Annotated in this window: 26 protein-coding genes; all 26 read left to right on the forward strand. The window is 55.2% G+C overall.

Annotated features, from left to right (window positions below; all coding sequences use genetic code 11):
* Positions 1-40 precede the first annotated feature (40 nt).
* On the forward strand, positions 41-1,411 hold the full coding sequence (locus D7024_RS07165; protein WP_121451166.1) for a TldD/PmbA family protein: 1,371 nt from the start codon (positions 41-43) through the stop codon (positions 1,409-1,411).
* A gap of 75 nt (positions 1,412-1,486) precedes the next feature.
* On the forward strand, positions 1,487-1,942 hold the full coding sequence (gene aroQ, locus D7024_RS07170; RefSeq protein ID WP_121451167.1) for a type II 3-dehydroquinate dehydratase: 456 nt from the start codon (positions 1,487-1,489) through the stop codon (positions 1,940-1,942).
* A complete protein-coding gene (locus D7024_RS07175) occupies positions 1,926-3,008 on the forward strand; it encodes a M24 family metallopeptidase (RefSeq protein WP_121451168.1) in 1,083 nt (360 codons plus the stop codon). Before aroQ ends, D7024_RS07175 begins: the two co-directional genes overlap by 17 nt.
* A 60-nt stretch (positions 3,009-3,068) precedes the next feature.
* On the forward strand, positions 3,069-3,626 hold the full coding sequence (gene efp / locus D7024_RS07180; protein WP_013823037.1) for an elongation factor P: 558 nt from the start codon (positions 3,069-3,071) through the stop codon (positions 3,624-3,626).
* Between the two features lie 109 nt (positions 3,627-3,735).
* A complete protein-coding gene (locus tag D7024_RS07185) occupies positions 3,736-4,182 on the forward strand; it encodes a CD1247 N-terminal domain-containing protein (RefSeq protein WP_121451169.1) in 447 nt (148 codons plus the stop codon).
* 127 nt (positions 4,183-4,309) lie between these two features.
* Positions 4,310-5,989, forward strand: a complete 1,680-nt coding sequence (locus D7024_RS07190) for an FAD-dependent oxidoreductase (protein ID WP_121451170.1) — start codon at positions 4,310-4,312, stop codon at positions 5,987-5,989.
* Positions 5,990-6,106: 117 nt separating this feature from the next.
* A complete protein-coding gene (spoIIIAA, locus tag D7024_RS07195) occupies positions 6,107-7,117 on the forward strand; it encodes a stage III sporulation protein AA (RefSeq protein WP_121451171.1) in 1,011 nt (336 codons plus the stop codon).
* Positions 7,117-7,635 (forward strand): stage III sporulation protein SpoIIIAB, encoded by a 519-nt coding sequence (gene spoIIIAB / locus D7024_RS07200; RefSeq protein WP_121451172.1) that lies wholly within the window; start codon positions 7,117-7,119, stop codon positions 7,633-7,635. Before spoIIIAA ends, spoIIIAB begins: the two co-directional genes overlap by 1 nt.
* Before the next feature lie 16 nt (positions 7,636-7,651).
* On the forward strand, positions 7,652-7,855 hold the full coding sequence (gene spoIIIAC / locus D7024_RS07205) for a stage III sporulation protein AC (protein WP_013823032.1): 204 nt from the start codon (positions 7,652-7,654) through the stop codon (positions 7,853-7,855).
* A gap of 13 nt (positions 7,856-7,868) precedes the next feature.
* Positions 7,869-8,255, forward strand: a complete 387-nt coding sequence (spoIIIAD, locus tag D7024_RS07210; protein ID WP_121451173.1) for a stage III sporulation protein AD — start codon at positions 7,869-7,871, stop codon at positions 8,253-8,255.
* Positions 8,256-8,266: 11 nt separating this feature from the next.
* Positions 8,267-9,448 (forward strand): stage III sporulation protein AE, encoded by a 1,182-nt coding sequence (gene spoIIIAE / locus D7024_RS07215; protein ID WP_121451174.1) that lies wholly within the window; start codon positions 8,267-8,269, stop codon positions 9,446-9,448.
* A gap of 15 nt (positions 9,449-9,463) precedes the next feature.
* Positions 9,464-10,120 carry a stage III sporulation protein AF gene (spoIIIAF, locus tag D7024_RS07220; RefSeq protein ID WP_121451175.1) on the forward strand — a complete coding sequence of 219 codons (657 nt, stop codon included), beginning with the start codon at positions 9,464-9,466 and terminating at the stop codon, positions 10,118-10,120.
* A 152-nt stretch (positions 10,121-10,272) separates the two neighbouring features.
* Positions 10,273-10,911, forward strand: coding sequence for a SpoIIIAG-related protein (locus D7024_RS07225; protein ID WP_121451176.1), 639 nt, complete (start codon positions 10,273-10,275; stop codon positions 10,909-10,911).
* Positions 10,912-11,481 (forward strand): SpoIIIAH-like family protein, encoded by a 570-nt coding sequence (locus tag D7024_RS07230; protein ID WP_121451177.1) that lies wholly within the window; start codon positions 10,912-10,914, stop codon positions 11,479-11,481.
* Between the two features lie 225 nt (positions 11,482-11,706).
* Positions 11,707-12,369 (forward strand): Crp/Fnr family transcriptional regulator, encoded by a 663-nt coding sequence (locus D7024_RS07235; protein WP_121451178.1) that lies wholly within the window; start codon positions 11,707-11,709, stop codon positions 12,367-12,369.
* Positions 12,370-12,634: 265 nt separating this feature from the next.
* Complete coding sequence (locus D7024_RS07240; RefSeq protein WP_121451179.1) at positions 12,635-14,143, forward strand: SLC13 family permease; 1,509 nt, start codon at positions 12,635-12,637, stop codon at positions 14,141-14,143.
* A gap of 73 nt (positions 14,144-14,216) precedes the next feature.
* Positions 14,217-15,974, forward strand: coding sequence for an adenylyl-sulfate reductase subunit alpha (locus D7024_RS07245; protein WP_121451180.1), 1,758 nt, complete (start codon positions 14,217-14,219; stop codon positions 15,972-15,974).
* A 23-nt stretch (positions 15,975-15,997) separates the two neighbouring features.
* A complete protein-coding gene (locus D7024_RS07250) occupies positions 15,998-16,321 on the forward strand; it encodes a 4Fe-4S binding protein (RefSeq protein ID WP_013823024.1) in 324 nt (107 codons plus the stop codon).
* Between the two features lie 58 nt (positions 16,322-16,379).
* Positions 16,380-18,707, forward strand: a complete 2,328-nt coding sequence (locus D7024_RS07255) for an FAD-dependent oxidoreductase (protein WP_121451181.1) — start codon at positions 16,380-16,382, stop codon at positions 18,705-18,707.
* A 22-nt stretch (positions 18,708-18,729) separates the two neighbouring features.
* Positions 18,730-19,083, forward strand: a complete 354-nt coding sequence (locus D7024_RS07260; protein WP_121451182.1) for a 4Fe-4S dicluster domain-containing protein — start codon at positions 18,730-18,732, stop codon at positions 19,081-19,083.
* 282 nt (positions 19,084-19,365) lie between these two features.
* Positions 19,366-21,237, forward strand: coding sequence for an acetyl-CoA carboxylase biotin carboxyl carrier protein (gene accB, locus D7024_RS07265; protein ID WP_121451183.1), 1,872 nt, complete (start codon positions 19,366-19,368; stop codon positions 21,235-21,237).
* Positions 21,238-21,255: 18 nt separating this feature from the next.
* Positions 21,256-22,602 carry an acetyl-CoA carboxylase biotin carboxylase subunit gene (accC, locus tag D7024_RS07270; protein WP_121451184.1) on the forward strand — a complete coding sequence of 449 codons (1,347 nt, stop codon included), beginning with the start codon at positions 21,256-21,258 and terminating at the stop codon, positions 22,600-22,602.
* An 81-nt stretch (positions 22,603-22,683) separates the two neighbouring features.
* The gene (locus D7024_RS07275; RefSeq protein WP_121452503.1) at positions 22,684-23,085 is read left to right on the forward strand and encodes an Asp23/Gls24 family envelope stress response protein; all 402 of its coding nucleotides are present in this window, start codon (positions 22,684-22,686) and stop codon (positions 23,083-23,085) included.
* 47 nt (positions 23,086-23,132) lie between these two features.
* Positions 23,133-23,663: an alkaline shock response membrane anchor protein AmaP gene (gene amaP / locus D7024_RS07280; protein ID WP_121451185.1), complete on the forward strand. Its 531-nt coding sequence runs from the start codon at positions 23,133-23,135 to the stop codon at positions 23,661-23,663.
* Between the two features lie 18 nt (positions 23,664-23,681).
* On the forward strand, positions 23,682-23,900 hold the full coding sequence (locus D7024_RS07285; RefSeq protein ID WP_121452504.1) for a DUF2273 domain-containing protein: 219 nt from the start codon (positions 23,682-23,684) through the stop codon (positions 23,898-23,900).
* A 31-nt stretch (positions 23,901-23,931) separates the two neighbouring features.
* Positions 23,932-24,429, forward strand: a complete 498-nt coding sequence (gene nusB, locus D7024_RS07290) for a transcription antitermination factor NusB (RefSeq protein ID WP_121451186.1) — start codon at positions 23,932-23,934, stop codon at positions 24,427-24,429.
* The last annotated feature ends 3 nt before the right edge of the window (positions 24,430-24,432 follow it).

A 24,432-nucleotide genomic window follows, 5' to 3' on the forward strand; every position in this document is an offset into this window, starting at 1 on the left:
GGCTCTAAAGGAATAGGCTGGCGGTTATTGAATAATACTTATGTTGACGTGGAAAGGAGTGGGATTTGCGTTGGCCGACTTTATGGAGATTGCCCGGTATGCTCTGCAGCGGGCTGCCAGCCTGGGGGCCGACCAGGTTGAAGCATTCCTGAATGCCGGCAAGGAACTGGTCATTGAAGTGCGGGACGGACAGGTGGAAACCATGAAGCTGGCCCGCGATCGGGGTCTGGGCTTGCGGGTGATGGTTAATAAGTGTGCCGGATTTGCCTTTACGACCGACCTTACCAAAACGGCTGTGGAGGATATTGTGCGCCAGGCCGTGAGCAATGCCGCCAGCGCAGCCCCTGATCCTTACCGGGTGCTGCCTGAACCCGCTTCCGCCTACCCGGAACTAAACCTTTATGACCCGGCCATCCGAAAGGCCACGGTGGAAGAAAAAATCGAGCTGGCCCGGGCCATGGAAAGGGCGGCCCGGGATTTTGATCCCCGGGTTAAAATTATTGAAAGCGCCGCCTACCATGACGCTGAAGTAGAGGTTACCCTGGTCAACAGCCGGGGTATTCAAGCCACTTACCAGAGCGCTTACTGCGGCCTTTATATGTCGCTGGTAGCTGAAGAAAACAACGACAGCCAGACGGGCTTTGCCATGGATTACCGCCTGCAGTATGATCAGTTGAATCCCGTCAAAGTAGGGCGGGAAGCCGCGGAGCGCGCCGTACGCATGCTCGGGGCCAAACCGGTGACCACCCGGCGGGCGGCGGTAATCCTGGAGCCCTACGTGGTCACGGGCTTTTTGGGTCTCCTGGGTCCCGGGCTTACTGCCGAAGCAGTGCAGAAGAACCGGTCGCCCTTTGCCGGTAAGGTGGGGCAGGAGGTGGCCTCCCCGCTGGTGAACATCATTGACGACGGCGCCCTGGCCGGGGGTATTGCTTCCGCTCCTTTTGACGGCGAAGGCGTGCCCACAGGCCGTACGGTCTTGATTGAAGGCGGAATTTTACGCGGCTTTCTACATAATACTTACACTGCCGCCAGAGACGGCGTCAAATCCACCGGCAACGGGGTGCGCGGCTCCTTTAAAAGCCCCCCGGAAGTGGGGACGACCAACTTTTTCATCCAGCCGGGAACCATTTCCCCAGAGGACCTCATCCGCGACACGCAACAGGGACTGTATGTAACCGAAGTATTGGGAATGCACACGGCCAACCCCATTTCCGGCGACTTTTCCGTAGGAGCGGCAGGGATTTTAATTGAAAACGGGCAGCTTACCCGTCCTGTACGGGGCGTAGCCATAGCCGGCAATCTTCTTGATTTACTCAAGCAGGTGGATGGCGTGGCCAGTAATCTGACCTTTTTTGGAGGGCGGGGGGCACCGGCCATCAGGGTGGCCGGAATGTCCATCAGCGGCCACTAACAACGGGCTTTGCAATTATTCTGGGTTATGGTAAAATTTTTTTTGCGATCCTCTTCTGGCAGGACGGTGCTTCGGGTGAAAATACTGGTTCTCAATGGTCCCAATCTAAATCTATTAGGGCGCCGGGAACCCCAGGTTTACGGCGCCCTTACCCTGGACGAGATCAATGCTTCCCTTGAACGGCTGGCCGGGGAACTGGGGGTGGAGGTAACCTTTTACCAGTCCAACCACGAAGGCGAACTGGTGGACAGGCTCCACCAGGCAGTGGGTAAAGAGGATGCGGTGGTTTTTAACCCCGGTGCCTATACCCATTACAGCATCGCCTTAAGGGATGCGGTGGCCGCCATTGGCTTGCCGGTAATCGAAGTGCATCTTTCCAATATCTATGCCCGGGAAGAATTCCGCCACCATTCAGTAATTGCCCCGGTAGCCGCCGGTCAAATCAGCGGCCTGGGTGTGCTCGGTTACCGGCTGGCCCTTCGGGCGGCGGTGGAACTGGCACGGAGCAGGGGGCATGGACGTGCAGGGTAGGATTGAACGCCTGCTGGCCAGACTTGCTCAAGAGAATGTGGACGCCTTTTTGGTGATGCGTCCGGAAAACCGGTTTTACTTAAGTGGCTTTACCGGTTCTGCCGGTGCCCTGGTGGTTACTGCCCGGCAGGTTTATTTTCTGGCTGATTTCCGTTATTTTGAGCAGGCGCGAGAACAATGCCCCCTTTGTCAGGTGGTAGGGTTCAAGGAATCCCTTTATGATGCACTGGCTGAAAAACTGCCCCAGTGGGGGGGTAGCCGGCTGGGTTGTGAAGGAGATTTCCTTACTTATAGGCAGGTAGTCACCCTCCAGGAGAAGCTGGAAAACATCCCGGTCACCCCCCTCTACGGTCTGGTCGAGGAATTAAGGCAGGTCAAGGACCAGGAGGAAATTGAACTTCTGTCCCGGGCGGTGGCTCTGGCCGACAGGGCTTTTGAGCATATCCTTGACTACCTGAAACCCGGGGTTACCGAATGGGATGTGGCCGTGGAACTGGAATGTTTTATGCGCCGCCTGGGTGCCAGTAAAAGTGCCTTTGATACTATTGTAGCTTCCGGCCCCCGGGGAGCTTTGCCCCATGGCGTAGCTTCCCACCGGGTCATTCGCGAGGGGGATCTGGTCACCATGGACTTCGGCTGCCTGTACCGGGGCTATAATTCCGATCTCACCCGCACGGTGGTGGTGGGTTCGCCCCATCCCCGCCAGAAGGAAATCTACGACCTGGTGCTGGCCGCCCAGCGGGCCGCTCTGGCAGCCGTGCGGGCCGGAGTGAAGGCCTGTGATGTGGACCGGGCGGCCCGGGAAGTGATTGCCTCCGCCGGTTACGGGGAAAACTTCGGGCACAGCACCGGCCACGGCGTGGGCCTGGCGGTACACGAAGATCCTTCCGTATCTAAAAAGAATGAAACTGTGCTGCAGCCGGGCATGGTCATCACCGTGGAACCGGGCATTTACCTTCCGGGATGGGGCGGCGTACGGATTGAGGATATGGTGGTGGTGGAGGAACAGGGGTGCCGTATTCTCACCCGCGCCCCAAAGGATCCTCTGCCCGTTGTTCCCGTGTAAATTATTCAGCAAAACCGTGTTTCCGTTTAATGAAATATTTTAAAGGAGGTTTAGCTAAAGGTGATTTCCACCAACGACTTCCGAACCGGATTAACCATTGATCTGGACGGCGAAGTGTACCAGGTGATTGACTTCCAGCACGTCAAACCGGGGAAAGGGGCGGCATTTGTCCGGTCAAAGCTCAAAAACCTGCGTACCGGGGCGGTAATTGAAAAGACCTTTAATGCCGGCGAAAAAATACCCCGGGCCCACGTGGAGCGGCGGGAAGTCCAGTACCTTTACAATGACGGGACCAGCTACAACTTTATGGATATGGAAACCTTTGACCAGTTTTCCCTGACCAGGGAACAGCTGGGCGATGCAATCAACTTCTTGAAGGAAAACATGACCATCAACCTCCTCATGTTCCAGGGTAAGTCAATTGGCGTGGATTTACCCAACTTTGTGGAGCTGAAAGTGGTGGACACGCCCCCGGGCATCAAGGGAGACACCGCCTCCGGAGGCTCCAAGCCGGCCACCCTGGAAACCGGATATGTCGTCCAGGTTCCCTTCTTTATCGAAGTAGGGGATGTTTTGCAAATCGACACCCGCACCGGTCAATATATCAAGCGGGCTTAACGCGAAAGGGACGGCATTGTCCCCAGGAAATATATGTTTAAAACCCCCGGAAAAGAGCAATACTATAACAGTCCAGTTGGGTACTCATCAAACCAAAGGGGGTTTTGTAATGGAGGACCTGAAATCCAGGGTGGCTTACCTGCAGGGCCTTTCCGCGGGTATGGACCTTGAAAAGGAAAGTAAGGAGGGCCGGTTGCTTTCAAGCATCATCGACGTTCTCGGTGACTTTGCTGATTCCTTTAACGAACTGCAGGAGGCCCAGGGACAGCTGGAGGACTACCTGGAAAGCATTGACGAGGACCTTTATTCCCTGGAAGACGAGATTTACGACGGACGCCCGGGTATGGAGGATGAAGATTACATGGAAGTGGAATGCCCGCGCTGCGGTGAAATCGTTTGCTTTGACCGGGACATTGTCGATGACGAAGATGTAATTGAAGTAACCTGTCCCAATTGCGATGAGGTAGTCTTCGTTAATGACGACACCTATGCCTCTGCCGATGAGCCCGAGCTGCTGGAAGGGCGCACGCAGGTAGAGCATGAGGATGACCTCTGAGGTTTCGGTGATGCCGAAACCTTTTTTTCATCTTTAGGAGCCGGGTGCGGCACGATAATACCCCTTGACTTCCGGCTAAAGGCGGGTTTACAATAGGCCAGAGATTTCAAGGGAGGCGGATAACACCATGAGCAAAATTGTCATTATCGGTGGTGTGGCGGCAGGCCCCAAGGTGGCGGCCCGGGCCCGGCGGCTCATGCCGGATGCCGAGATCACCATTATTGAACGGGGCCGCCTTATTTCCTATGCCGGATGCGGTATGCCCTTTTATGTCGGCGGTCAAATTAAGGACTTTGACCAGTTATTCAGTACATCTTATGGAGTAATCAGGGACGAGCACTATTTTATGAACGAAAAAGGGGTAAAAGTGCTCACCCGTACCGAGGCCAGGGCTATTGACCGGCAGAAGAAGGAAGTGACGGTGACCAACCTGGATACCGGGGAAACCAGCACCATCCCCTATGACAAGCTGGTGCTGGCCACGGGATCCAGCCCGGTGGTTCCCCCCATACCCGGCCTGGATTTAAAGGGCGTCCACCGGCTCAATCACCCCGATGACGCCCGGCAGATTGTGGAGCAGCTGGAAGGGGTCAGTGAGGCGGTAATTGTGGGGGCAGGCCTGATTGGTATGGAGGCAATGGAGGCCCTGCTCAAGCGGAAGATCTTTGTTTCGGTGGTGGAACTCAAGGAGCAGATTTTGCCCGGGGTGCTCGATCCCGACCTGGCGGCGGTGCTGGCCTTCCGCCTGGAAGAGGAAGGCGTGGAATTCCACCTGGGTAAAAAGGTCTTGCGCCTGGAGGGTGATGAAGAGGGCCATGTCACCGGAGTGGTGACCGACGGCGGTACCCTGGATGCCCAGATGGTTATTGTGGCTGTGGGAGTAAGGCCCAATGTGGAGCTGGCCCGGGCCGCCGGCCTCACCATTGGCGAGACGGGAGCCATTGCGGTAAACGAATACCTCCAGACCAGCGACCCGGACATCTACGCCGTGGGAGACTGCGTGGAAAACCTGCACCTGGTTTCCGGACGCAAGGTGTATATTCCCCTGGCTTCCACTGCCAACCGCCAGGGCCGGGTGGCGGGGGACAACGTGGCCGGCCGGAAGAGTAAATTCAAGGGGGTGCTGGGTACGGCAGTGCTGAAAGTTTTGGGCTGGAACGTAGGCCGTACCGGGCTGGGCGAGCAGCAGGCCCGGGATCTGGGTTACGATGTAATTACTGCCATCAACGCCACCCATGACCGCACCCATTACTACCCCGGTCACGACAACCTGCTCATTAAACTGGTGGTGGATAAAAAGAGCCGCAAACTATTGGGCGCCCAGGCCATTGGTGGTGGTGACGCGATTAAACGCATTGACGTGGTGGCTACGGCTTTGCACTTCGGGGCTACGGTGGACGACCTGTTTGATGTGGATCTGGGTTATGCCCCGCCCTTCAGCACCCCCATCGATGCCAGCCACCACACGGCCAACATTGTACGCAACAAGCTGGACGGCCTGGCCCGGACCATCACCGCCCGGGAGCTCAAGGAAAAGCTTGACCGGGGCGACGATTTTATCCTGCTGGATGTGCGTACCCCGGAACAGTTCAACTACCGGCACATTGAGGACGACCGGGTGATGCTGGTGACCCTGGGCGACCTGCGCCGTCGCATTGACGAAATTCCCCGGGACAAGGAAATCGTTACCCTTTGCGCCCTGGGCGTGCGGGCCTATGAAGCCATGCGCACTTTAAGCGGGGCCGGCTTCAAAGACGTAAAATTCCTGGAGGGCGGCCTTCAGGGCTGGCCCTACGAGCTGGAATAAAACCTGGATTTTTTGGACCCTTCACATAAAGTGGAGGGTTCTTTTTTTTGACAATTTTTTGGGGTATAAAAACTTGTCCTTTCAAATATCTATGGACTGAAGAAGGAGGGACAAACCATGGCCACTGCGCCTTTGCTTCGACCGGTCAAATCCAGCAAAAGCCATCCCGTGGAAGAAGTGTTGCCGGTGCTGCCGGTTCAGCTGCGCAACCTGATTGCCGGGCTGCCCCCGGAAGTCCTGGAACGGCTGGAGGAAATTCGCCTGCGCCAGGAGCGGCCCCTGGCCCTGGGACTGGTCCATAAGGATGCCTTCCTCAGCCCGGAGGGAAACCTGGTGAGCAGCCCGGAACAGGCCTACCGGGTCAGCGCCGGCGACCTGGAACGTACCCTCCAGCTCGTTACCGGTTCATCCCTTTATGCCCTGGAAGAGGAACTGCGCAACGGGTACATCACCCTTCCCGGCGGGCACCGGGTCGGCCTGGCCGGGCGGGCGGTTATGGAAGGGGGGCGGGTGAAAACCCTAAAGTACATAAGTTCCCTGAACATCCGTATTTCCCGGGAAGTGCCGGGGCTGGCCACCCCCCTCCTGCCGCACCTCATTGACCGCCGGCTAAAAAGCATTTATCACACGCTGATCTTTTCCCCACCCCGCTGCGGGAAGACCACCCTGCTGCGGGATATCATCCGCCAGCTCAGCAACGGTGCGCCGGAGCTGGACCTGCCCGGCCTGACCGTAGGGGTGGTTGACGAGCGTTCCGAGCTGGCCGGTTGCTACCGGGGGGTGCCGCAACGGGACGTGGGGGTGCGTACGGATGTTCTGGACGGTTGCCCCAAGGCCGAGGGTATGATCATGTTGCTGCGTTCCATGGCTCCCCAGGTGATTGCCACCGACGAGATCGGGAGAGACGAGGATATCGCCGCTCTGGAAGAGGTGTTCCATGCCGGAGTGCGCGTACTGGTTACCGTTCACGGTGCTTCCCTGGCCGAGCTGGCCAGCCGCCCGGCCCTGCAACATCTCTTCAAGCTTAAGGTAATCCAGCGCTTTGTCCTTTTGGGGCGTTCCCGCGGTGTGGGTACGGTGGAAGATATCCTGGATGGTCAGACCATGCGTTCCCTGGGGGTGAGGTGATGCTGAAGATCCTTGGATGTGCCCTGATCCTCCTGGCCGGTGGCGGGGCAGGGATGACCATGGCCGGGCATTATGCCCGGCGGCCGCGGGACCTGCGCAGTTTACAGGCAGCTTTAAAGATGCTGGAAACGGAGATCACCTATACCGCCACTCCCCTACCCGAGGCCCTGGGCCGGGTGGCGGAGCGGGCGGGCCCGCGGGTGGCTTTGCTGTTTAACCTTGCCAAAGAAGAGCTCCTATCCCCATCGGGCCGTACGGCGCGGGAGGCCTGGGAGAGTGCCCTGAAAGCCTTTTATCCCACCAGCGCCCTGGTGCCTTCAGATCTGGCCGTTCTCCGGCAGCTGGGTCCGGCCCTGGGTATTTCCAGCGTACAGGACCAGAGCAAACACCTGCACCTGGCCATGGAGCAACTGGGCGTGGAAATGGTGCGGGCTGAAGAGGAAGCCTCCCGCTATGTCAGGCTCTGGAACTACCTGGGCTTTCTCGGCAGTTTAGCCCTGGTTCTGATGTTGTATTAAAGAAGGGGGGAGCCATATGGGCTACGATATCAGTTTAATTTTTAAGATTATCGGCATTGGAATTCTCGTCGGGGTTGCCCATTACGTCCTGAAAAATTCCGGAAAGGAGGATTATGCCGTTATTGCTACCCTGGGCGGTCTTGGCATTGTGCTCATCTGGGTGGTACAGCTTTTGGGCGGTTTCTTTGACCAGGTAAGGTCGGTGTTCAAGTTGTTTTAGAGGGGTGGCACCAGTGGAGATCATGCAGATTGTCGGCCTGGGGATAGTGGCGGCGGTACTGGCAGTAACCATCCGGCACAATAAACCGGAAATGGCCATGCTTTTAAGCATTGCTGTAGGGATTATCCTCTTCATGATGGTCCTGGGCAAGATTGGTGCGGTAATTGACGTGCTCAAGGAGCTTTCCACCCGGGCCAATTTAAATATGGTTTACCTGGGGACAATCCTCAAAATTGTGGCCATAGCCTATATTGCCGATTTTGGCGCCCAGATCTGCCGGGATGCTGGTGAGGGGGCAGTAGCCTCCAAAATTGAATTTGCGGCCAAGGTTCTCATCCTTGTCCTGGCAGTGCCTATAATGATCGCCGTGCTCCAGTCCCTGTTAAAACTTGTACCCTGAGGTGATAGGGGATGCTCCGGCCTTTCTGGTTTTGCGTGTTCTGTGTGGTATTGTTATTCTTTCCCGCTGCCGCCCTGGCTTTACCGGGGGGGGTATCCGAATCTACTTCCTCCCTGGAGCCGGTGCAAAAGACACTGGATATCAGCGGGGTGGAGGATTACATAAACACCCTGGACGCGGAAATTAAAGAAGCCATTCCCGGGTTTAACTTTAAAGAAATGGTCATGAAGTTAATCCGTGGAGAAATTGACTTGAGCGCCGGGGAACTCTTTCGCAGTCTCCTTTCCTATTTGTTTCGCGAGGTGGTGGCCAATTCCGCCCTCCTGGGCAAACTGGTCGTCCTGGCCATAATATGCGTGGTACTGCAAAATTTTACCGCCGCCTTTGACCGGGGGACCACCGGCCAGCTTACCCATACCGTCACCTACCTGGTGCTGGTTACTATTGCCATTGGTTCCTTTGCCCTGGCGGTGCAAACCGGTAGGGAAGTGGTGGACAAGATGGTTACCTTTATGCAGGCCTTGATGCCCGTCTTGCTCACCCTGCTGGTGGCCCTGGGCGGGGTTGCTTCGGCGGCCATCTTTCACCCCGTGATTTTGGTCAGCATCACCTTTATTGGAACCATGATTAAAAACGTCGTGTTGCCTCTGGTTTTCTTTTCCGCCGTGCTGGGACTGGTCAGTCACCTTTCCCCCCGCTTTAAGGTTTCCGGCCTGGCCGGCCTGTTGCGGGGTGCAGCAGTGGGGCTTTTAGGGATAATGGGGACGGTTTTCCTGGGTCTGCTGGCCATTCAGGGGGTGGCCGGGGCTGTAGGGGATGGAGTGGTTTTGCGCACGGCTAAGTTTTCTCTGGATGCCTTTATACCGGTAGTGGGAGGAATGTTTTCCGATGCCCTGGAGGCAGTGATCAGTTCTTCCCTGCTGATTAAAAATGCCCTGGGTATTGCCGGTGTGGTGGCAGTGGTGATGATTATGACCCTGCCGCTGGTCAAGCTCATTTCCCTGGCTTTTATTTATAAACTGGCCGGGGCGTTGATTCAACCGGTAGGTGATTCCCAGGTGGTGGCCTGTCTTTCCGACCTGGGCAACAGTATAATCATCATCTTTGCCACAGTGGCCACAGTGGGTTTACTCTTTTTCTTCGCCATTGCCATCCTGGTAGGGGTGGGCAACCTTACCGTCATGCTGCGTTAGGGGGGGAGGGATGATGTGGAACTCGTCCGTAACCTGGTCCAGAACCTGATTATTATCGTAGTCCTGGCGGTTTTTCTGGAAATGTTGCTGCCGGCCAGCGACATGCGACGCTATGTGAAAATGGTTATGGGACTGTTAATTATCGTGGTGGTTTTGCAGGCTATAGGGGGGGTGGTGCGGGGGGAATGGCAGCACGACCTGCCGGAACCGGCTTTAACCGGTACTCCATCAGGAGTACCGGATTTGACGGATATTATGGCTGCCGGGCAGCGTTTAAAGGACGGGCACCAGCAAAAAGCCCTGGAGGAGTACCGGCAGGGCCTCTCCCGCCAGATCGCCGCCCTGGCAGGTTTAAACAAGGAGGTACAGGTAGTAAAAGCACAGGTGGAAGTTTATAGTGATCCCCAGGACAGGCGTTTTGGACAAATCCGGGAGGTTCTACTTTTACTGGCCGCGGCCTCCCCTGGTGCCCGGGAAAAGGGGGCCAGGCCGGATGACCCTTTAGTGGACCCGGTAACCATTGATGTGGGCGGCCGGGGCCTATCAGGGAATGAGGGCATGAGTTTGAAACCAGGGCCGGAAGCGGAAAGGGCAGCGGAACAGGTGGCCAAAACGGTAGCCAATTTCTATAACCTTTCGCCTGAACAGGTTAAGGTACACTGGGTGAGTTAGTTTGAGGAGTTACTCATAAGAACATTCGTTCTCTCCATTAATCATGAAAATCGATCAAGCAAGTTCAATTTGGAATTCGCTTTAGCGAATTCCGACTATCCCGATGACTGACTACTGACGACTGACGACTATTTTTGAGGAGGTCGGTGAAGGTGTCTATCTGGGATGCATGGAAGAAATTCCTTGGAAACCGGGAGGAAGGGGATCTCCCTCCGAAAATGACGCGGCGCCAGCTCGGGGTACTGGGCGGCCTGGTTGCCCTGGGGGTAGTCCTGCTCCTTTTGGGCAGTGTAAGCTTTCCGGCAAAAGGAAAACTGCCGGTGAATGAAGGGAACCATCCCCCCCAGGAGAGCCTGGCAAAACAACCGGGTGACTCGAATATGGCCCGCCAGGAGGCAGCCCTGGAGGAAAAGTTGCGGGAAATGCTTGGACAAGTAGAGGGGGCCGGTAAGGTGAAGGTTACGGTGCGCCTGGCCAGTTCCAGCCGGGAGGAATATGCCGTGAACACCACCACCGGGCGCAAAACCACCCAGGAAAAGGACCAGGCGGGTGGGACCAGGGTAACCAGTGAAGATACCGGTAGCGACCAGCTGGTTTTAATCCGTTCCGGCCAGGGGGAAATACCGGTGGTGGAACAGGAAATTGCCGCCCGGGTGGCGGGAGTGCTGGTGGTGGCCGATGGAGCCCGGGATCCCCTGGTGAAGGCCCGGCTTTTCCAGGCCGTGCAGGTGGCCCTTGGTATTGAACCGCAAAAAATCCTGGTATTACCGCGGGAAAGGGGAGAGATTTAAATGCATACCATCCTGATCCAAAAACGGATCCTTCTGGCCTTCTTGTTGGGTTTGCTGGGATTAACATTGCTTGTTCTGGGCTGGCAGGGTGTTCCCGGACAGATGAAACGGCAGGATGACGGTGCACCGGTGTCCGCAAATAATATGCCTGCCACCCAGGGGACAGTAGCGGGAACTGTGCCGGAGTCGCCCCGGCAGGTTCAGGATGTGTCCCGGGATGGAGCGGCCTTTTTTGTGGAGTATCGTCTGGACCGGGAGCGCACCAGGGGTCAGCAGCTGGAACTGCTCCGGGAAATTATCAACAACCCCCAGGCTGCGGCCGAAACCCGCAGGACCGCTCAGGAGCGGCTGCTGGCCATCAGCCAGAGCATGGCCCGGGAAGTTGAAGTGGAAAATCTGCTCCGGGCCAAGGGCTTCAAGGATGCCGCCGTATCATTAGACGACCGGGGTGCCACCGTGGTAGTCCAGGCGGCCCGCATCTCCCCCGAGGAGGCCACCCGCATTGCCGAACTGGTGTCCCGGGGTGCCGGGGTACCGGAACAGGATGTGGTAATTATTCCCAGGCCGTAGTAAAGAAAGGGAGCAACCGCAAGTGGTGCTCCCTTAAAAATTTCCTGAAACACAAAACACGAAAAAATGCTACAATGTAATAATAAGCAAACTGCTACCTTTCACCGGGAAAAGCTTCATCAGGACTGTAAACATTATGACAAAAATAAGGGTGTTTTTGCTGTCCGGTAGGTGGCAGTTGGATTGTCAATTACCTGACATTATTTATTTGGTGGAGGAGAGGTAATGAAGGTTAAAAAAGCAGGATTGGAGGATGAGCAGTTAAAAGAGCAGTTAAAGGGTCACGGTACGGCTATTGATTATCCCCGGGGTCAATTAATTTTTTCCTCTGGGGAAGTTGCAGACAGGGTTTATTTCGTTCAGAAGGGGTTAATTAAAATTTACTACCTGGCCGGAGACGGCCGCCGGGTTACTGTGGCCTTACGTCATCCCGGAGAATTTGTTGGCCTGGCCGAGGCTTTGTGCGGCATGGAGCGTATCTGTTTTGCCGAGGCCGTGGAAGATGTAAATATTTTGGTGTTCAAACGAGATGACTTTCTTAAACTCCTCACCTCAAAACCTGTCCTGGCGGTAAAAATAGCGCAAATTCTGGGGAAGAGAATCCGGGAAGCCCAGAACACCATATACGAAATTGTTTCATGGCCCGTTGCAGGACGGCTGGCTCTTCTGCTCCTTAAACTGGCCGAACGCACAGAAACAACAGGAAAAATGGAACTGGTAGAAATCAACCTGCGCCTCACCCATGAGGAAATTGCATGCATGATTGGTACTTCTCGCCCCACTGTTACCACCCTTTTAAACACATTTAAACAAGAAGGAGCCATTACTGTGGAAGGGCGTGAGATCAAAGCAATTCGACCTGCAAAATTACTTAAATGGATAGAATAAAGAGCAACCCAGTTTCAACTGGGTTTTATTTTTTTGTAAGCAAGATAACAAATCTTCAGTATGTTAGGAAACTGCAGGTTTTAAAAGTTTCTGTTATATTGGCCATAAGTATTTGCTGAATAAAGCTGTGCAAAAAAGGGGGGAGTGAAAGCTTTTTATGAACTAAAAGAAAGTAAATAAAGTACTGCGACAAAAGAAAAGGTTAAAATGGTGAGCAAGCTGCTATTAAGGAAGAATTTTCACCTGGAAAAGTGGAGGGGACTTTATGCGGGGTAATGGCGATCTCAGGTGGTACATACGGTTCGTACCCGGATTTATGGTCGAGAATGCCAGAAAGGCAGGACTGGATCCAAACACGGCTTTTCCTGGTTTTGTGGCAGCGTGGATCGCCTTTTTCATCATTCTTTCCTTACCCGTTCCGCCGGGGTTAGAGCCCGCGGGATTGGCAGCGGCTGCGGTAGCCGTTTGGGCCGTCATTATGTGGATTACCGAAGCAATGCCGGTTGGAGTGACGGGACTGCTCATTCCGCTCCTTTTGGTGTTAACTAATGCTCAGAAAAAAATTCCCCAGGCCTTTGGGGGTTTTAGTCAGGACGTATCTTTTTTGGTTCTGGGTTCCTTCATTTTTGCCGCTATCATGCAGAGCACTGGTCTCGATAGAAGGATTGCCCTGGCCGTATTGAGCAGGGTTAAGCCGCGCGTTGACCAGGTGATCAAAGGATTAATGGCTGTAAATATTGCTTTAAGCGTGATCATCCCGGCGGCGGTTTCCAGGTCTGCTGTACTCCTGCCTATTGTCAAGGGCATCATGGAATTGTTTGAAGAAACCCCTGAAGGCAGGAGGGCCAGGGGAGCGCTGGCTATAACGGGCCTATGTTATTTCCCCATGGTTGGTGGAATTCTGCTTCTTACTGCCCACATGCCTAACGTGATAATGGCCGGTCTATTCGAAAAAGAGCTGGGGTATCAGTTAAATTATGCAAGGTGGTTCTGGTTGCACTGGCCGATTATAGGCCTGCTCCCTGTTATGTTTCTGATCATAAGGAAGCAGTTGAATGTGGGCGGAATCTCAGTGCCCGGCGGAACTGATTTCATTCAGTGTGAGAAAAAAAATATGGGTAAAATGAGCTTTATAGAATGGCTTGTACTGGCAATCTTTGCTGTTGCGGTTCTGCTCTGGATCACAGAACCCCAGCACAAGATAAAGACAGGCCTGGCCACCTTAATTGCCCTGGGAATTTTCTTTATACCCGGGTTGCTGCCCACTCCATGGAAAACGTTACAGAACAAAACCATTTGGGGAACGTGGCTTTTGTTGGCCGGAGCACTATCTTTGGCCAGCGCAATCAGTGCTACGGGTCTTTCGGAGTGGATTGCCGGGTATGCAGGAATGTACTTTAAAGGACAGCATTTCCTGGTTATCGTGGTCGGTTTCATCGTGCTCACCGCATTTGTCAGGATATTTATGCTCAGCAACGTGGCTGCGGTATCCATGCTGGCGCCGATACTGATATCCCTGTCCAGGGTACTTAACTTAAACCCGGTAGCCTTTACTTTGCTGGTGGCGAATTTTGATACCTTCTCCTTCCTTGTTCCCACTCAGGTAACCGCCTGTGTGATTGCTTACGGGACGGGAACTTTTGACACGAAGACCTACGCCAGAGTAGGAATACCGATCATGGTGGCAACTCTCCTTTACTTTGTGCTGGTTATGATGCCCTGGTACGCTGTTAACGGCTTACCCGTTTGGGGCGGATATGTCACATGGAGGTGATGAAGCCCGGGTTTAAGTTCAGTTAGTTGTAAGGAGTTATCAAATAAAGATTGATTTGAGGAGGTTTTAGAATATGGCTGCAAAACTGCCTGCGAAACTTGAAGAGGTGGGAGAGGTAAGGCTTGAGACTGACATTTTGATTATCGGTGCCGGTAACGCCGGCTGCTATGCTGCCATTGAAGCCAAGCGCCGTCGTCCCGATCTGCGGGTCACCCTGATGGAAAAAGCCCACATCGATCGCAGCGGCTGCCTGGCCTCAGGCATGGATGCCATCAATACTTACATTAAGAAAAACGAAACCGTGGAAAACCTGGTTCGCTGGAGCCGCGCCCAGGCAGGAGGTCTCTTGCGGGAAGACCTGACCATTACCATGGCCGAACTTTTAAATCAGGCCATTGAAGAATGGGAAGAGTGGGGCCTGCCCATTAAAAAGGACGAAAACGGGGAATACCTGGCCCGGGGGCGCTGGGATATTGCCATCCAGGGTTCAGAGATGAAGGTGATCCTGGCCGAGAAGGTGCGGGAATACGGCTGCGAAGTTTTAAACCGGGTGGTGGCCACCAATTATCTCCTCGATGGTGACCGCGTTATCGGCGCCATGGGGTTTGGTGTCCGGGACGGCAAGTTCTATATTATTAAAGCCGGAGCGACCATTGTGGCCACCGGAGGAGCAGCCGGGCTATATAAACCCTATACCAACGATGGCGTTGATAGCCACCATCAGATCTGGTATTGCCCCTTTAACGTGGGTACCGGTTATGCCATGGGTATTCGTGCCGGTGCGGAAATGACCACCTTCGAGATGCGCTGGTGCGCTGTGCGTACCAAGGATTTTAACGGGCCCATTGACACCATTTCGGTAGGTTATAAAGCGCCTATGATTAACGCCAAAGGGGAGAAAATTTTAGCCGAACGGTACGCTCACATGGGCGGTGATGCTTCTCCTCGTTTCGTGCGGGCCAACGCACCGATGGAAGAATGGCTGGCCGGCAGGGGCCCCTGTTATGTTGATACCCGTCATATGACTCCAGAACAGGTCAAGACCCTGAAAATAGATTATCTGAATGAGCGTCCCAGCTTTGTACTCTTCCTGGCTGCCCGCGGTCAGGACATTACCAGGGAGCCCATTGAGGTCTACGGTAGCGACCCCTACATCGTGGGAGGCCATACGGCCAGCGGGTACTGGATTGATGTTAAGCGTGCTACTACCCTGCCCGGTCTTTTTGCCTGCGGCGATGTGGCCGGTGGGGTACCGAACAAGTTTGTCGGCGGTTGTGCTGCCGAAGGAATGCTGGCGGCCCGGGGGGCTATCGAATACCTGGAATCCCTGGCAGACAGGGGTCAGGTGGATGAGTCTCTTGTGGCAGCGGAAAAGGCGCGGGTTTATGCACCGGCCATCAGGCAGGTTCGGGAAGGGGATGGTGTTATCCCGCGGGAAATGGAGGAACGCCTTCAGCGGCTTATGGATGAATATGCAGGTGGTGTGCACCAGTTTTACCGGATGAACCGGGAAAGACTGGAATATGCCCTGAAACACCTGGCTATTTTGAAGGATCAAACCAGGTATCTTGTAGCCCACGATTTACACGAGCTAATGGAAGCTCATGAAATAATTGACCGGCTGGATGTAGCGGAAGTGCTGGTACATCACCTGTTGTTCCGTGAGGAAACCCGCTGGCCGGGCTGGCAGAACAGGGTGGACTTCCCCGAGCGGGATGATACCCGTTTCGATTGCTTTGTCAACTCCCGGCGTAACCCGCAAACCGGCGAGATAGAAGTATTTACCAGGCCATACGAACAGATAATCCCTGGAGATCGTTACCGGCCATAATTCTGACAGGAGGTTGATTACTGGTGCCGCCAAAGGTTAATCTCCAAAAATGTGACGGTTGCCGTGCTGAAAGCGAAGCCCTTTGTGTACAAATATGCCCTGGGGATTTAATGGCTCTGGATGAAAATAATGGAAAGGCATATTGCCGTTCGGCACGGGACTGCTGGGATTGTATGTCCTGCGTGAAAGCCTGTCCCAACGGAGCCATTGAAACCCGTCTACCTTACCAGTTGGGTTATTACCCGGCCAAGCTTATTCCGCTGGTTGGAAGCAATAAAATCAGCTGGACTGTTGTGGATATTCACGGTAAGGTAGAACGCTTCACCTTTAAAAACAGGAATGACTAAGAATTAAGGGGCCGGCGGCCCATTGCCGGCCCCCGGTGTTTTCAGGGGGGGGAACACAGTGCCGCCAAAAATCGGTGTCTACCTGTGTCATTGTTACGGTGAAATTGGTAAAATTCTTGACCTGGAGAAATTATCCCAGCAGGCAGGCAAATGGCGCGGGGTTGTTGCCAGCATCCATTATCCTGCGTTATGTAGCGCTGACGGCCTGGAAATAATTGCTGAGGATGTGCGTCAGGGGCGTGTAGACCGGGTAGTGGTTGGAGCATGCTCACCGGCCGTACACCGGGATACCTTTCTTCGTCTTGCACGGCAGGTAGGCTTGAACGAACACTTTCTGGAACGTTGTAACCTAAGGGAACAGTGCACCAGGGCCCACCGGGACCAGCCGGCGCTGGCGATGGCAAAGGCCCGTAATTTGCTAAAAATGGCCGTGGGGCGGTTGAGCCCGGCAGAATCCTTTGAACCGGTTAGTTCTTCAACTTCCCGGTCTGTACTGGTAGTCGGGGGAGGTATTGCCGGGCTAACCGCAGCAGAGAATCTGGCCCGGGCCGGGGTTAACGTAACGCTGGTAGAAAAATCCCCTTTCCTGGGAGGCAAGGTGGCCCGGTTGCACCGCTATTACCCGCGCTTTTGCTCACCCCGGTGTGGGTTGGAGGTACTGATGGCGCGTTTGCTGGCTACGGGAAGGGTAACGGTGCACACCTTGACCGAGGTAACCGGTGTGCGTGGTACTGCCGGTAACTTTACGGTGGGACTTTTAAAACAACCCCGTTACGTCAAGGATGCCTGCACCGGGTGTGGTGCCTGCCTTGAGGTTTGCCCGGTGGAGGTAGCACCCTCCGCAGCATTGCCACCGGGCAGGCAGCGGGCCATTGAAGGCCCGGGGTTATTTCCCTATCCTCTTAACTATGCCGTCAACCGTGAGTTTTGTCGTGGTAAATCCTGCAGCCGGTGTGTGGAAGTCTGTCCGGCCGGGGCCATTGACCTGGACCAGGAGGAAGACAGGCTGAGCATTGGTGTGGACGCGATCATTCTGGCTGCGGGTTGGGAACCTTACGATGCCGGACGGATTAACAATTACGGCTACGGGCATTTGCCTGGAGTAATTACCAGCATGGACATGGAGGTTCTGGCCCGCCCGGACGGACCAACTGGTGGCCAGTTAATCCGGCCTCACGATAAAAAGCCCGTAAGGCGGGTGGCCTTTATCCAGTGTGCCGGCAGCCGTGATAAACAGCACCTGGCTTATTGTTCCGGTGTATGCTGTGCGGCCACATTAAAACAAATTGATTACGTACGGGTGGCGGCGCCGGAAGCCGGCATTTTTGTCTTTTACATGGACATCCGTACTCCGGGCAACCTGGAAGAACTGTACCGCCGGGCACGGGAAGAACACGGTGCAGTTTTTATCCGGGGTAACCCCTATGCAGTGGAATGGGATCCTGTAGCAGAAGAACTGGTCGTCACGGCTGATGATACCTTAAGTGGTTCACGGGTAGCGGTACGGGCCGAACTGGTGGTACTGGCCACCGGTATGGTACCCTGTACCGTCTCGGCTTTCGAGTGCCTGGAAAAGGACACAACCGGCTTTATCACCGGTCACCTGCCCTGTTCGCCCATGGAGGTGCGGCGTGCGGGTATTTATGTGGCCGGTTGTGCTCAGGAACCGATGGATGTGAGTACAACCGTCAAAAGCGCCCTGGCTGCAGCGGCGGAATGTCTGGCTGCCATCCAGAACCAATCTGTGGTAGTTCCACCGGTAGTGGAGCGGCACAAGTGCGACCGGTGCGGGCGCTGTGTAGAGGAATGTCCCTACGGTGCCTGCAGCTTTGATACGGACGGTTATCCGGCGGTAAATCCGCTGGCCTGCCGTGGATGTGGTATCTGTCAAGGAGGATGTCCCTTGAGATGTATTTACCTGCCGGGATTCAGTTCCCGGGAAATGGCCGGACTTATAGAAGCGGTGGATCCGGGCAGCATGGATGAGCAACCTTGCGTCCTGGCTTTCTTATGTGCTAACGATGCTTACCCGGCGCTGGATCTGGCCGGCACCCGGGGGACCAGCTATGGGGCTAATATATTGACGGTCAGGGTTCCCTGTGCAGGAGCGGTGAATGCGGGCTGGATCAATGATGCGCTGCTCAGCGGGATAGACGGTATACTGGTGGTAGGTTGCCGTACTACGGAGTGCCATTACGGGCGGGGTATATCCCTGGCCGAATCCCGGGTCAACAACTTGCGGGAAACCTTGCAGCGCATGCTGGTGGAACCCGAGCGGGTGCAGGTGCTCACCGCCGGTATTGAGGACGGGCAGAGCCTGGTGGCAGCAATAAAAAGATTTGTGAAGCAGCTTCAAGAATTAGGTCCCAATCCTTTTAAAGAATGAATTCAAGCCGGAGGTTATCCCCATGCATGAGGAGCATCCCTTCAGGGAAATAACCCTCCAGGATCTGGAACGACTTGATCCGGTTACTCTTCGTACTGTCCGCAGTTGCGCCAATTGCGGGCGGTGTGGTGGAGCCTGCCTTGCCCGTATCAGGGACCTTTCGCCTGCCCGCGTGCTGCGTCTATTGCAGCTCGGCCGGCTGGACGAGGTGCTAACTTCCCGTTTTCTCTGGTCGTGTATCGGCTGCCGGCGGTGCAGCCGGTGTTGCCCCCAGGAACTGGATGTGGCTACGGCAGTGGTGCGCCTGCGGCGCCTGGCAGCAAGACATCCCCGGGCCACCTTTCCTGAATATTTATTGCGATATGTAACTAGATAGGTCATAAAACCCTGACAAAGTGCAGGGCATCCATCAGCCCGCAGTACCGGGGCGACCCTTCCCGTATAATTTTTAAATTTGTGCCTCCCCTTTCACGGGGAGGTTTTGCCTGTAAAGAGGATTACTAAACAGATATATTGTATACTTGCGTTTACCCTATTTCCGGGACCTGTAGATTTTAATATAATAACATCAAGTTGATAATAAACAGGCTAATGGTTCAGGTTGTATTTATTGCAACCTGAGTATTTTTTGTTTTGCCGTGTTTTGGGGGAGGTTTCCATGGGTTTAAAGATCACCGACACTACCCTGCGCGATGGCCACCAGAGCCTCTGGGCCACCCGCATGCGTACTCAAGATATGCTGCCCATCCTGGAGAAACTTGATGCGGTAGGCTATCATTCCCTGGAAGTGTGGGGCGGGGCCACTTTTGACGTTTGCATGCGTTATTTGAACGAAGATCCCTGGGAACGTTTGCGGACTTTAAAAAAGCACATTAAGCGCACGCCCTTGCAGATGCTTTTACGTGGTCAGTCCCTGGTGGGCTACCAGCATTATCCCGATGATGTGGTCGAGGCCTTTATTAATAAGATGGTGGAAAACGGCATAGACATTATCCGCATCTTTGACGCCTTGAACGACCTGCGCAACTTTGAAGCACCCATGCGGGTGGCTTCAAAGACGGGGGCACACATCCAGGCGGCGGTGGTTTATACCATCAGCCCGGTACACACCACCGAGCACTATGTGGAAACGGCGGTCAGCCTGGCCCAGATGGGAGCTCATTCCATCTGCATTAAAGATATGGCCGGGCTGCTTACCCCTTATAAAGCTTACGAACTGGTAAAACTGATTAAGGAACGGGTCGGTCTGCCCGTACAGCTTCACAGCCACTACATTGGCGGTCTGGCCCTGGGGGCCTATCTCAAGGCGGCCGAGGCGGGGGTGGATGTGGTGGATACCGCCTCGGTGCCCCTGGCCTTTGGTTCTTCCCAGCCTCCGGTGGAAACGGTGGTGCGGGCGCTGCAGGGGACGCCCTACGATACCGGCCTGGATCTCCACCTGCTTTTTGAGATTGCCGCTTACTTTGAAGACCTGCGCAAGTCCCTGGGTTACGAGCGCGGGGTCACCCGCATCAACGACATGCGGGTCTTTGAACACCAGGTGCCCGGAGGGATGATTTCCAACCTGGTTACCCAGCTGGAAGAACAAAAGGCCCTGCATCGCCTGCCCGAGGTGCTGGCGGAAATTCCCCGGGTGCGGGCGGAGCTGGGTTACCCACCCCTGGTTACTCCCACCAGCCAGATCGTGGGCACCCAGGCCGTGCTGAACGTTCTCACCGGAGAACGCTACAAACTCATTCCCGGCGAGGTGCGGGCCTATGTAGAAGGGCTTTACGGCAGGCCACCGGCCCCCATAGATCCGGATGTGGCCAGAAAGATTTTGGGGGACAAAGAGCCTATTACCTGCCGGCCGGCCGATTTACTGGAGCCCAAAATGGATAAAATAAGAGAAGAGATCAAGCACCTGGCAAAGTCGGAAGAAGATTTCATTTCCTACGCCCTGTTTCCCCAGGTGGCGAAGAGATTCTTTGAAAACCGCAACCGGCCGGGTCACCAGCCCGTGGATTCTGCTGCGCCTTTGCGCAACGGAACCCGCGAGCAAAAACCCGGTCGTAAGGAGGATGGAAGCATGAACTTACAGGAAATCAAGGAGTTAATTAAACTAATTGACCAGACGGCCATTGCCGAGCTATCCCTGGAGAGTGCGGGGGTGAAAGTGGCCATAAGGAAAGCCGGCGCGCAAGGAACAATGCCTGCACCTGCGGGTGAGGATTCCCCGGTGCCGCCGCCGGCCCGGGAAACGGCTGCCCCGCCGGCACCGGCGCCGGAAAAAACCATTGATACTACGGGCCTTGCCGTGATCAGGGCTCCCATGGTAGGTACCTTTTACCGCGCTCCGGCTCCCGATGCCCCGCCCTTTGTCCAGGTGGGAGATGTGGTGGAGAAGGGCCAGACGCTTTGTATTATTGAGGCCATGAAGCTGATGAACGAAATTGAATCCGAAGTGGCCGGTGAGATTGTAGACATCCTGGTGGAAAACGGCCAGCCCGTGGAGTACGGACAGGAGCTATTCCTGATTCGGGAAAAATAGATAGGCAGGGAGCAGGACATGTTCAAAAAGATACTGATTGCGAACCGGGGAGAGATTGCCTTAAGAATCATTCGTGCCTGTCGGGAGATGGGCATTAAAACTGTTCTGGTATATTCCGAAGCCGACCGGGACAGCCTGCCGGTGCGTATGGCCGATGAGGCCTACTGCATTGGCCCGGCCCCGGCAGCCAAAAGTTACCTCAATATCACCAACATTATCAGTACGGCCATGGTTTCCGGGGCGGATGCCATCCACCCCGGTTATGGTTTTCTGGCTGAGAACGCCGGGTTTGCGGAAATCTGTGAAAGTTGCGGCCTGACCTTTATTGGCCCACCGGCCTCCGCCATGGAAAAAATGGGTGCCAAGGCCGTGGCCCGGGAAACGGTGCTAAAAGCCGGGGTACCGGTGGTACCCGGTTCCCCCGGTGTGCTCCGGGACGTGCAGGAGGCCCTGGAGGTGGCGGAACAAATTGGCTACCCCGTGCTGGTTAAAGCTTCTGCCGGCGGTGGCGGCCGGGGCATGAGGGTGGCTCAGGGCCCCGAGGACCTGATCCGGGCGGTGCAGACGGCCCAGACGGAAGCCCAGGCGGCCTTTGGCAATGCCCAGGTTTATGTGGAGAAATATGTGGACGAACCCCGTCATATTGAGTTTCAGATCCTGGGCGACAAGCATGGCAATATCATCCATCTGGGTGAACGGGATTGCTCAATTCAGAGGCGCAATCAGAAGATGATCGAGGAATCCCCTTCCACGGCTCTTACCCCGGAATTGCGCCGGAAAATGGGTGAAATGGCGGTAAGGGCCGCCCGGGCCGTGGGTTATTATAACGCCGGGACCGTGGAATTCCTGCTGGACAAGCACCAGAACTTTTATTTCATTGAAATGAACACCCGCATCCAGGTGGAGCACCCGGTTACCGAAATGGTTACCGGCATTGATCTGATCAAAGAACAAATACGCCTGGCGGCTGGAGAACCTCTGGGTTATACCCAGGAAGACATCCAGATCCGGGGCTGGGCTATTGAATGCCGGATTAACGCCGAGGATCCCGCCCGTAACTTTGCTCCCTCCCCGGGATTAATTACTGCTTACCTGCCTCCCGGCGGTCCGGGGATCCGTCTGGACAGTGCGGCCTACCCTGGCTGGAAGGTTCCGCCCCATTACGATTCCATGATCGCCAAGCTGATTGCCTGGGGCCAGGACCGGGATGAAGCCATTGCCCGGATGCAGCGGGCACTTGGGGAGTTTATCATTGAGGGAATCAGGACCACCATTCCTTTCCATCAGCGGGTGCTGCATAACGCCTTTTTCCGCCGGGGCGAGATTTACACCAACTTCATTCAGCGCCGCATCCTGATGGACTAATTGGTTGCAGATTCCCTATCGTTCTGATATAATGGGGGACATGGAGGTAAAATATGACAAGCACGGGGAGGTTTATTAATGATGGATAATAAGGAAATGGTGGTACGGGAAGAGCAAACCAGTTTGGGTTCCATCCGGATTGCCGATGAAGTAGTACGGGTCATTGCCGGCCTGGCCGCCACTGAAGTTCCGGGTGTAGCCGGAATGAGCGGCGGAGTGGTGGGCGGTATTGTAGAAATGCTGGGTAAAAAAAACCTGTCCAAGGGTGTTAAAGTGGAGGTAGGCGAGAAGGAAGCGGCCGTAGACCTGTTTGTCATCGTCGATTACGGCACCCGCATTCCCGATGTGGCCCTTCGAATTCAGGAGAACGTAAAAAAAGCCATAGAGTCAATGACCGGCCTTTCGGTGGTCGAAGTTAATGTCAATGTCCAGGGAGTAGCTTTCAGCCAGGAGGGTAAAGAGGAAGAACACCGGGTCCGTTAGGGATCCGGCGAAAACAGGGAAATATAATATTAGGGGGTTACATTTTTATGGGGCCCTTTGACCGCGGCCTCCTGGTGGTTTATACTTTTATTGTTACAGTTGCTTTGGTCTGGGCTGCCGCTGCCGTGGCCGGTTTTATTCCACCCTACCGGGTGTGGGGCGGGCTGAACATGGTCATTGGGCAACCGCAGGCCGTCATTGCCCTCCTGGGCCTGTTTATTTTAGGCGGCGCCCGCCTGTTTTGGGTGGGGGTACGCCCGCGCCGCCGGCAGGCGGTGGTTCACGAGGCAGCCCTGGGACAGGTGCGTATTGCCCTTACCGCCATCCAGGACCTGGTGGAAAAGGTGGCTCTGGCACAAAATGGGGTGCGGGAAGCCGGTGCCCGGGTCTACCCGGGCAAAGAGGGCATCCGCATTGGTATACGGGTGGCGGTAACTCCAGACATAAACATTCCCGCCATTGCCGCCATGGTGCAGGAACAGGTGAAAAACCGGGTGCTGGAGGTTACCGGGGTGACGGTGCAGGATGTCGCCATTACGGTCAAAAGTATTTCCGCCCGTAAACCCCGGGTGGAGTAAATGGGGTGTATTCAACCGATGGATGCATATACCCTTGCGGAATTATGGAAGCGGCACCGGGGTAAGATTACCGGTGTCATTTTAGGTCTGGCCTTCGGATGGTTTGCCATTATCTACGGGATTCTTAAGGCCCTTTTTGTGGGCGCATGTGTTTTTGCCGGCTACTATGTGGGGAAACGCCTGGATGAGCGGGTGGATTTCCGGGAGCTGTTTTCCCGGCTGTTCCAGGAGAGATGAAGCATTTTGTTAAAAGCAGGAGGGGCTGTGTATGGGCAGGAGGCAGGCCAGGGAAGCGGCACTGCAGGTTCTCTACCAGGTAGATGTAGGACAGGTTGATCCCGAAGAAGCCCTCAATCACTTGTGGAAAATGGCTTCTCAAAACCCCGGGAACTTTGATGAAAGTGATCAAGAAAACGAAGAAGATGCGGAAATGGCTTCCCTAAGCTCCAGGGACTTGCTTTTTGCCCGTGAACTGGTCACCGGCACCCTGACCCATGTGAAAGCCTTTGATCAGGTCATTGCCCGTTTAAGCCGGGACTGGCCGCTATACCGTATAGCCGCAGTGGACCGGAATATCATGCGTCTGGCGCTGTTTGAAATTTTCCACCGGGAGGACATCCCCAACAGCGTGGCGGTAAATGAGGCAGTGGAGCTGGCCAAAACCTTTGGGGGACAGGACTCCAGCCGTTTTATTAACGGCATTCTCGGCCGGGTGGTTAAGGATCCGGGCTGCTATTATCCACCACCGGAAGGAGAGATGGGCTAAATC

Origin of the sequence: Desulfofundulus salinus, assembly GCF_003627965.1 — a bacterium.
Lineage (GTDB): Bacteria > Bacillota > Desulfotomaculia > Desulfotomaculales > Desulfovirgulaceae > Desulfofundulus > Desulfofundulus salinus.

Coding starts and splice junctions, on each gene's coding strand:
- D7024_RS07165 (WP_121451166.1), top strand. CDS start 41: ATGTTGACGTGGAAAGGAGTGGGATTTGCGTTGGCCGACTTTATGGAG.
- D7024_RS07175 (WP_121451168.1), top strand. CDS start 1,926: ATGGACGTGCAGGGTAGGATTGAACGCCTGCTGGCCAGACTTGCTCAA.
- D7024_RS07185 (WP_121451169.1), top strand. CDS start 3,736: ATGGAGGACCTGAAATCCAGGGTGGCTTACCTGCAGGGCCTTTCCGCG.
- D7024_RS07190 (WP_121451170.1), top strand. CDS start 4,310: ATGAGCAAAATTGTCATTATCGGTGGTGTGGCGGCAGGCCCCAAGGTG.
- spoIIIAA (WP_121451171.1), top strand. CDS start 6,107: ATGGCCACTGCGCCTTTGCTTCGACCGGTCAAATCCAGCAAAAGCCAT.
- spoIIIAB (WP_121451172.1), top strand. CDS start 7,117: ATGCTGAAGATCCTTGGATGTGCCCTGATCCTCCTGGCCGGTGGCGGG.
- spoIIIAC (WP_013823032.1), top strand. CDS start 7,652: ATGGGCTACGATATCAGTTTAATTTTTAAGATTATCGGCATTGGAATT.
- spoIIIAE (WP_121451174.1), top strand. CDS start 8,267: ATGCTCCGGCCTTTCTGGTTTTGCGTGTTCTGTGTGGTATTGTTATTC.
- D7024_RS07230 (WP_121451177.1), top strand. CDS start 10,912: ATGCATACCATCCTGATCCAAAAACGGATCCTTCTGGCCTTCTTGTTG.
- D7024_RS07235 (WP_121451178.1), top strand. CDS start 11,707: ATGAAGGTTAAAAAAGCAGGATTGGAGGATGAGCAGTTAAAAGAGCAG.
- D7024_RS07240 (WP_121451179.1), top strand. CDS start 12,635: ATGCGGGGTAATGGCGATCTCAGGTGGTACATACGGTTCGTACCCGGA.
- D7024_RS07245 (WP_121451180.1), top strand. CDS start 14,217: ATGGCTGCAAAACTGCCTGCGAAACTTGAAGAGGTGGGAGAGGTAAGG.
- D7024_RS07260 (WP_121451182.1), top strand. CDS start 18,730: ATGCATGAGGAGCATCCCTTCAGGGAAATAACCCTCCAGGATCTGGAA.
- accB (WP_121451183.1), top strand. CDS start 19,366: ATGGGTTTAAAGATCACCGACACTACCCTGCGCGATGGCCACCAGAGC.
- accC (WP_121451184.1), top strand. CDS start 21,256: ATGTTCAAAAAGATACTGATTGCGAACCGGGGAGAGATTGCCTTAAGA.
- D7024_RS07275 (WP_121452503.1), top strand. CDS start 22,684: ATGGATAATAAGGAAATGGTGGTACGGGAAGAGCAAACCAGTTTGGGT.
- amaP (WP_121451185.1), top strand. CDS start 23,133: ATGGGGCCCTTTGACCGCGGCCTCCTGGTGGTTTATACTTTTATTGTT.
- D7024_RS07285 (WP_121452504.1), top strand. CDS start 23,682: ATGGATGCATATACCCTTGCGGAATTATGGAAGCGGCACCGGGGTAAG.
- nusB (WP_121451186.1), top strand. CDS start 23,932: ATGGGCAGGAGGCAGGCCAGGGAAGCGGCACTGCAGGTTCTCTACCAG.